The 7,762-nt window shown below is 50.6% G+C and carries 8 protein-coding genes; 3 read left to right on the forward strand and 5 right to left on the reverse strand.

The window, feature by feature from the left end:
- The 3 genes from ispG to Q7V48_13785 all read left to right on the forward strand — a co-directional run.
- Positions 1 to 824 (forward strand): flavodoxin-dependent (E)-4-hydroxy-3-methylbut-2-enyl-diphosphate synthase (gene ispG / locus Q7V48_13775; protein MDO9211795.1); only part of this gene is annotated, 824 nt, incomplete at its 5' end.
- 12 nt (positions 825 to 836) lie between these two features.
- A complete protein-coding gene (locus Q7V48_13780; protein MDO9211796.1) occupies positions 837 to 2,543 on the forward strand; it encodes a proline--tRNA ligase in 1,707 nt (568 codons plus the stop codon).
- Positions 2,544 to 2,633: 90 nt separating this feature from the next.
- Positions 2,634 to 4,817: a bifunctional (p)ppGpp synthetase/guanosine-3',5'-bis(diphosphate) 3'-pyrophosphohydrolase gene (locus Q7V48_13785; protein ID MDO9211797.1), complete on the forward strand. Its 2,184-nt coding sequence runs from the start codon at positions 2,634 to 2,636 to the stop codon at positions 4,815 to 4,817.
- Positions 4,818 to 4,906: 89 nt separating this feature from the next.
- Here the strand turns inward: Q7V48_13785 and rpmB are convergent, their stop codons facing one another.
- The 5 genes from rpmB to Q7V48_13810 all read right to left on the reverse strand — a co-directional run bounded on the left by rpmB (position 4,907) and on the right by Q7V48_13810 (position 7,527).
- Positions 4,907 to 5,098: a 50S ribosomal protein L28 gene (gene rpmB, locus Q7V48_13790; GenBank protein MDO9211798.1), complete on the reverse strand. Its 192-nt coding sequence runs from the start codon at positions 5,096 to 5,098 to the stop codon at positions 4,907 to 4,909.
- Between the two features lie 92 nt (positions 5,099 to 5,190).
- The gene (locus Q7V48_13795) at positions 5,191 to 5,670 is read right to left on the reverse strand and encodes a DUF523 domain-containing protein (GenBank protein ID MDO9211799.1); all 480 of its coding nucleotides are present in this window, start codon (positions 5,668 to 5,670) and stop codon (positions 5,191 to 5,193) included.
- Positions 5,667 to 6,329 (reverse strand): phosphoribosylglycinamide formyltransferase, encoded by a 663-nt coding sequence (purN, locus tag Q7V48_13800; GenBank protein ID MDO9211800.1) that lies wholly within the window; start codon positions 6,327 to 6,329, stop codon positions 5,667 to 5,669. The genes Q7V48_13795 and purN overlap by 4 nt, the downstream gene beginning before the upstream one ends.
- 8 nt (positions 6,330 to 6,337) lie before the next feature.
- The gene (purM, locus tag Q7V48_13805) at positions 6,338 to 7,369 is read right to left on the reverse strand and encodes a phosphoribosylformylglycinamidine cyclo-ligase (protein MDO9211801.1); all 1,032 of its coding nucleotides are present in this window, start codon (positions 7,367 to 7,369) and stop codon (positions 6,338 to 6,340) included.
- Between the two features lie 8 nt (positions 7,370 to 7,377).
- Positions 7,378 to 7,527: a hypothetical protein gene (locus tag Q7V48_13810; protein ID MDO9211802.1), complete on the reverse strand. Its 150-nt coding sequence runs from the start codon at positions 7,525 to 7,527 to the stop codon at positions 7,378 to 7,380.
- Positions 7,528 to 7,762 lie beyond the last annotated feature (235 nt).

Consider the following 7,762-nt stretch of genomic DNA (forward strand, 5'->3'; position numbering starts at 1 on the left):
GGGGGGCAATCGGCGAGCGTTACGGGTTGAACCTGACGGTGGTCAACATAGATGGTTTGCGCCTCAACCCCGGAAACATAGGAACTCGGGAGCGCATTGCCCAGGTGGCCAGAGCAGCTCAACAAAGAAAGGTACCCATTCGAATCGGCGTTAACTCCGGTTCATTGGAGAAAAAACTCCTGAGAGAATACGGCCATCCTTCTTCAGATGCCTTAGTAGATAGCGCCCTTCATCACGTTCGCTTGTTGGAAGACCAAGGTTTCGACCTCATTAAGATCTCCCTCAAAGCCTCAGATCCTTTAGCCACCATAGCCGCCTACCAGAAGATCTCCCTGTTGACCGACTATCCCCTTCATATCGGTATTACCGAAGCAGGTCCCCTGTTCTCCGGGGGGATCAAGTCGGCCGTGGGTTTAGGGATTCTTCTATACCAAGGGATAGGGGATACCATTCGCGTTTCGTTAACCGCCGACCCAACCCTGGAAGTGAAAGCCGCTTACCATATCTTGAGAGCGTTGGGGCTTCGCCGCCGGGGAGTGGAGATTATTTCCTGTCCCCTTTGCGGACGGAGCGAAATCAACCTAATTCCTGTGGTCCGGGAGGTTGAGGAACGCCTCTCGGGCTGGTCAGAGCCCCTTCATGTAGCCGTCATGGGCTGTTCCGTGAATGGTCCCGGAGAAGCCCGGGAAGCCGATGTGGGTATCGCCGCCGGAAAGGGAACGGCGCTGCTTTTTCGTAAGGGGAAGGTCATCCGCGAGGTAAAAGCAGAGGAAATGGTCACGGCATTAATCTCCGAAGCGGAATTGATGCTAAAAAACCAATGAAAAGGATTGTCTATGCGCTTTTCCAGAATGCTGCTCCAAACTTATAAAGAAGACCCGGCAGACGCCGAAGCAATTAGCCACAAGCTGATGGTCAGGGCTGGTATGGTGCGACAGTTGGCGGCCGGGCTTTATATTTATTTACCCCTCGGCCTGCGGGTCCTGGAAAAGGTGAATGCCATCATCCGGGAAGAGATGAACGCCATCGGCGGACAGGAAATAAGCATGCCCGTCCTCCATCCGGCGGAAATCTGGCAACAATCCGGACGCTGGTATGACATCGGAGACGAAATGTTTCGCCTCCAGGATCGAACGAAACGGGATATGGTTTTGGGTATGACCCATGAAGAAGTCGTTGCTTGGCTGGCGGCAAGGGAAATCCGTTCCTACCGGGACCTCCCCCAGATCTGGTACCAAATTCAGACCAAGCTCCGGGATGAAGCCCGGCCGAAAGGAGGCATCCTGCGCACCCGTGAATTTTTAATGAAAGACTCCTACAGCCTGGATTTGGACTCTGCTGGATTGAACCATAACTATCAGCTTCATTACGATGCTTACTGCAAAATTTTTCAAAGGTGCGGAATAAAATATTATGCTGTGGAGAGCGACCCGGGGATGATGGGTGGAGCGGGCGCCCACGAATTCATGGCCCCCAGCCAAGCCGGTGAGGACGAGGTGGCTCTTTGCGATAATTGCGGGTATGCTGCCAATATGGAGCTGGCCAATTCCCAACCCTTACCTGCATCTTCCCCTGTCTGGGACCTGGAAGAAGTGGCCACGCCCGATTCCCGGACCATTGAGGAGGTCTGCGCTTGCCTCGGGATCGACCCGCGTTTGACCATTAAATCTTTGCTTCTGATGGGCAAAGATGGCCCTATCCTGGCTTTAGTCCGCGGAGATCAAAAGCTTCATGAGAAAAAATTCAGACGTCTGGTGGGAGAATTTCGCCCAGCCCACCGGGAAGAGGTGAAAGAGTATGCCGGGGTAGAGGCAGGTTTTCTCGGTCCGGTCAGCCTCGCCCCGGGCCGCAACCTACCTCTGATCGCGGATGTTGCCCTGCAGCAAGGAGTTTTTGTCGCCGGGGCCAACCGCGAAGGCTACCACCTCCGGGGCGTTATTCCTGGGAAACATTTTACCGCGAAATTTGCCGATATCCATATGGCCATGTCAGGAGATACTTGCCCGGCATGCCATTCCTCCCTGAGGGTCGAGAAAGCCATCGAGATCGGGAATATCTTCAAACTGGGAACAAAATACTCCCTTCCCTTGAAAGCACTCTACCTTGACCGCCAGGGACAGGAAAAACCTATTGTCATGGGTAGTTACGGCATCGGTCCGGCCCGCATCATCGCCGCCGCCATTGAGCAAAGTTATGATCAAGACGGGATCATTTTCCCTTTACCTTTAACCCCCTTTGACGTTCACCTCTTACCTGTCAACCTCAAGCAGGAAAACGTCCGGCAGGAGGCGGAAAAAGTCTACCAAAGATTATCGGAAAACAGGATTCGTACCCTCTTTGATGACCGCGAAGAGGCTCCGGGAGTAAAGTTTAAAGATGCAGATCTCATCGGCATCCCCCTGCGTTTAACCCTCAGCGCAAAAACTTTGAAAAATAATATGGTGGAAGTCAAAGTCCGCCGGACCGGCGAAGTCCATATGGTGAAACTGGAACAAGCTCTCTCTTGGGTGCAAAACTGGATCACCTCTCAGACGAAAAAATAGTTGCGGGTTTCAAGTTTAAGGTTACGGGTTGGGAATTATAATTCTTTTTTAAACTTTGAAACTTTCAACTTTCAACTTTAAACTTTTTTTATGATTCGCCTCAACGATATTTTGGAAAAGCTGTATCGCTACCTTCCCGGGGCTGACCTTGGCCTGATCGAAAAGGCCTACGTTTTTTCCGCCAAGGTTCACCAAGGGCAGGTTCGTCTATCTGGCGAGCCCTATCTCATCCACCCCTTAGAAGTTGCGGCCATTTTGGCCGATATGAAAATGGACATTGCCACCGTGGCGTCGGGGCTCCTGCACGATACCGTGGAAGACACCTTCACCACCCCCGATGAAATCAAACAGACTTTCGGGCCTGAGATCGCCGGTCTGGTGGACGGACTGACTAAAATCAGCAAAATAACCTTGTCCACCCGAGAAGAACAGCAGGCGGAGAATTTCCGCAAAATGCTCCTGGCCATGGCCAAAGATATCCGCATTGTCCTCATCAAATTGGCTGATCGACTTCACAATATGCGTACCCTGCAGCACCTTTTACCAGAAAATCAGACTAAAATCGCTCAGGAAACTTTGGATATTTATGCGCCCCTGGCCAACCGGCTGGGCATCGATCGGATCAAGACGGAACTTGAGGATCTATCCTTCCGATACCTCTATCCGGAAGAATACCAAAGACTGGCGCGCGAAGTGGCCTGGAAAAAAGAAGAACGAGAAAAATACATCCAGGAGGTCAGCTCCATCATTGGCGAGAAACTTTCCTCTTATAGCCTAACGGGGAAGGTTAGTGGTCGACCCAAACATTTTTATAGTATTTACCGTAAGATGAAAGCTCAAAGTTTGGAATTTGAGCAGGTGTATGATGTCATCGCTTTTCGCATCATCTTAGACACGGTTAAAGACTGTTATGAAGCACTGGGAATTATCCACTCTCTTTGGAAGCCCGTACCCGGACGTTTCAAAGATTACATCGCTATGCCTAAAGCCAACGGCTACCAATCGTTACACACGACCGTAATCGGCCCCTACGGGGAGCGAGTAGAAATCCAGCTTCGCACGGAAGAAATGAATCGCACGGCTGAAGAGGGCATCGCCGCCCACTGGCAGTATAAAGAAGGTAAGGAGATTACCGCCAAGGACAGCAGACAATTCGCCTGGGTTCGGCAGCTTTTAGAATGGCAGCAGGATTTGCGCGACCCCAGAGAGTTCCTGGAGACGGTGAAGATCGACCTCTTTCCCGACGAAGTCTATGTTTTTACACCCAAAGGAGATGTAAAACAATTCCCTGTTGGTTCTACCCCGGTAGACTTCGCCTACAGCGTCCATACGCAAATCGGCAACCAGTGTGTGGGGGCGAAAATCAACGGCAAGATCGTCCCCCTGCGTTACCAGCTTAAAAACGGCGATATCGTCGAGATCGTCACTGCCGCCGGACATCAGCCCAGCAAAGACTGGCTGAAGTTCGTCCAAACCTCCCGCGCCCGCACCAAGATCCGGCAATGGATCAAAGCCCAGGCCCGGGAACGCTCGCTGGACCTGGGTAAAGAGATCTGCGAACGGGAGTTTAAAAAATACCACCTGGACTTTGGCAAAATCCTCAAGTCCGAGGAGATGAAGAAGATCGTCAGCGAATTATCCTTCCAATCCCTCGATGACTTGATGGCCGAAGTAGGATACGGCAACGTCTCCTCCACCCAGATTATCACCAAACTGATCCCTCCCGAAAAACTCGAAAAAGAAAAAAAAGAAGAATCCCGCCTTAGGCGTTTGGCCCAAAAAATCCGCGGAGAACCCAGTGGCATTCAGATTCGGGGAATCCAGGATATGATGGTACGATTCGGTAAATGCTGCAACCCTCTTCCCGGCGATGCGATTTCAGGCTACATTACCCGGGGCCGAGGGGTCACCGTTCATACGGCCGACTGTCCCAATATCCTGGGTAGCGAACCTCAACGAATGATCCCCGTTTCCTGGAACTTGAAGGAAAAGGCCATCCATGCCGTACGCGTTCGTGTTGTTTGCAACGACAAGAAGGGTTTGCTCGCCGAGATTAGCTCGGCGTTGGCCTCCTCAGAAGTGAACATCATCCGGGCGGATGTAGCTACAACCGAAGACAAGAGGGCAATTTGTAATTTCGAGTTAGAGGTCCACGATCTTAAGCATTTACAAAACGCCTTCCGGTCGCTGACCAAACTCAAGAGTGTCCTGAAAGTGGAACGTTTGCGGGGCTTACCCGCAATGGAAAAAGAAGAAAAAAGAGCTGAAGCTTAAAGCAGGGGAAAGTTACGAGTTACGTGTTCCGGGTTTCGGGTTCATTTTTTGAACTTGAAACTTGTAACTCGAAACTTGGCACTTTTTTATTAAACAGCTTTAACCACCAAACCTGAGCGCAGGCAGCGTGTACAAACTCGTATCCTCCGGGTTGTGCCTTTTTGGATGGCGTGAACCCGCTGTAAATTTGGATACCAGCGGCGTTTGGTCCGGTTGTTAGCATGGCTCACTTTATTCCCCACCCGGGGGCCCTTTCCACAGATCCCACACGATCGAGCCATTGAATTCCTCCGCGAATTAAAAAATAAACAGCAGGGTACTTTCCCTGCTTTATTTTTTTATATACCACAATAAAAAATTTTTCGCAAGAAATTTATTTATCCGGCTGAATCCTATTCACTAATACCGGATCACCCAACTCGGAGACCACTTCTAACCCGTTTTCCGCCAGGATAGCGGCGGTAACTCCCACCCCCCTGACCAATCCTTCCTGCCGGTAAATGGCCTGGCATCCGCAGGATGGGCTGTGGTCTTTGAGAATAGCCTTTTTTGCTTTGGCCGTTTGGGCAATGCACAGAGCTTCCTTTGCTCCTTTTAAGAAGGCCCATGTGACATCTTCCCCTGCCTTGTTAATGACCCTCGCTAAGCCCTGCCACACCTCTCTGCCATCCCCTCCCTCAATGTTTGCCGGAATTCTCGGCGTGGGTAGCCCGCCCAATTGCTCGGGGCACACCGGTATGAAATGACGATTGAAAAGATCATCAAAAACTTCCGGGCAATAGGCATGCCCCCCATCATGCCGGCAGTTCAAACCTATCAAACAGGCGCTGACCAAGACAATTTCGTGGTTCATTTATCAAAAATATTGGCTGGTGGGTTGATCATAAAAGCGTCCGGAACCTTGGGGATCCCCTTGGCCAAGACACGATGTCCTTGAATTTCCAAATGCCCTTCGGCATAAAGCTGAATGGCCTGGGAATAAATTTTATGCTCCTGCTTCAAAATTCGAGCATTCAATGTATCGCCCGTATCATCTTCATAGACGGGCACCACCGCCTGGATGATGATGGGCCCCGTATCTGTCCCTTCATCCACAAAGTGAACCGTGCAACCGGCAAACTTCACCCCGGAATCCACTTCGGTCTGCCACACGTGCGTTCCCGGAAAGGCTGGCAGTAAAGCCGGGTGTATGTTCATGACCCGCATGGGGAAAGATCTTAAAAGTACGGGGGTAATAATGCGCATGAACCCCGCCAGAACGACCAGTTCCACTTCATGAGCCTTTAAAATTTCCACCAACCTTTGATCAAACTCTTCCCGAGTTTTGCATTCCTTATGGCGGATGACTACAGAAGGAATATTATGTTTCCTGGCCTGCTCCAGGGCATACACGTCGGGAACATTGCTGACAACAACTTTGATCTGGGCATCCACCCGACCTGATCCGATGTTATCAATAATCGCTTGCAGGTTTGAACCGCTCCCCGAAACCAGAACTCCCAGATTAACCATATTTCTCCTCACTGGTACTGGACTGCATTCTCCTTTGGTTTGGCTTTTACGATTTCTCCAATCGGGTAAGCCTTCTCTTTCAATCCTTTAAGTCGAGAGATGACTCCTGCGGCTTCCTTAAGCGGGACGGCTATAATCATCCCGATGCCGTTGTTAAAAGTACGAAGCATCTCTTCTTCTGGTACGTTTCCCCCTTCCTGAATGATCCGGAAAATGGGGTGTACGGGCCAGGTGTCCTTATGGATCTCCGCTTTACATCCCTTAGGGATGACCCTCGGCAGATTATCCGTGATCCCTCCACCGGTAATGTGGGCGATCCCATGGATATGGAAATTTTCAAGCAGGTTGAGGATAGGCTTGACATAAATGCGAGTGGGCACAAGCAATTCCTCACCAACCGTGCGGGAAAGACCTGGAACCTTACGATTCGGTTTCAACCGCATACGTTCGAAGAGCACTTTCCGCGCCAGAGAATACCCATTGCTGTGCAGCCCGCTGGCCCCGATGCCTATAAGTTGATCCCCTGCCCGGATGGAAGAGCCGTCGATGACTTTATTCCTCTCCACGACCCCTACCGTAAATCCGGCCAGGTCATACTCTCCTTCTTTATAAAAAGAAGGCATCTCCGCTGTCTCCCCTCCGATCAGGGCGCATCCCGCTTCTTTACACCCCTTGGCCACCCCTTTGATGATCTGCGTGGAAACTTCCAAGGAGAGTTTGCCGGTAGCCAGATAATCCAAAAGGAAAAGGGGTTCCGCTCCCTGGACGACAATGTCATTGACGCACATGGCGACCAAATCTATACCTACCGTGTCGTGTTTTCCCACCATAAAAGCCACTTTCAATTTGGTTCCGACTCCGTCCGTGGAGGAGACCAGGACAGGGTCTTTATATTTTTTGGCGGGGAAGGAAAAAAGACCCCCGAATCCCCCGATGTCCGTGATCACCTCTGGCCGGAAAGTCTTGCGGACCATCGGCCGGATTAAATCGACGAACTTTTTTCCGGCATCGATGTCCACTCCGGCGCTCTTATAAGTCATCTTGCCTTTCAAATCCTTCCCCTTTCGTCGAGAACGATCTTTCCTCTCTGGATATTCTTGATAAAGCTCCATTCCTCGTAATCCCCATCAATATCTAACTTGGCCTTTTCTATGTCCTTTTCCGCTTGCTTTAACCAGTCCAAGCTTCTCTCGGGCATTGAGTTAGCCTCGCTCATAAGGGAATTATAAATGTTCCCATTTTATATCATAAATCTTACGGGAAAAATAGAAATTTCCAGGCCCCTTACAAGACAGGCAGGGGTTCACGCTGTTTCAACCACTGTGGTGGTATCTCATTGGCCGACAAAGCCACGATGCCACCGATCAAAAAGGAACATTTTTGTCAATGCTTTCTTAATGTTATTGACTTAAACGGATATTTCGCAGTATAAA

This window comes from Deltaproteobacteria bacterium, assembly GCA_030654105.1.
Classification (GTDB): Bacteria; Desulfobacterota; SM23-61; order SM23-61; family SM23-61; genus JAHJQK01.

Bases quoted from the DNA above. Each gene is read 5' to 3' on its own strand.
- Q7V48_13780 (MDO9211796.1), top strand. From the start codon at position 837: ATGCGCTTTTCCAGAATGCTGCTCCAAACTTATAAAGAAGACCCGGCA.
- Q7V48_13785 (MDO9211797.1), top strand. From the start codon at position 2,634: ATGATTCGCCTCAACGATATTTTGGAAAAGCTGTATCGCTACCTTCCC.
- rpmB (MDO9211798.1), bottom strand. From the start codon at position 5,098: ATGGCTCGATCGTGTGGGATCTGTGGAAAGGGCCCCCGGGTGGGGAAT.
- Q7V48_13795 (MDO9211799.1), bottom strand. From the start codon at position 5,670: ATGAACCACGAAATTGTCTTGGTCAGCGCCTGTTTGATAGGTTTGAAC.
- purN (MDO9211800.1), bottom strand. From the start codon at position 6,329: ATGGTTAATCTGGGAGTTCTGGTTTCGGGGAGCGGTTCAAACCTGCAA.
- purM (MDO9211801.1), bottom strand. From the start codon at position 7,369: ATGACTTATAAGAGCGCCGGAGTGGACATCGATGCCGGAAAAAAGTTC.
- Q7V48_13810 (MDO9211802.1), bottom strand. From the start codon at position 7,527: ATGCCCGAGAGAAGCTTGGACTGGTTAAAGCAAGCGGAAAAGGACATA.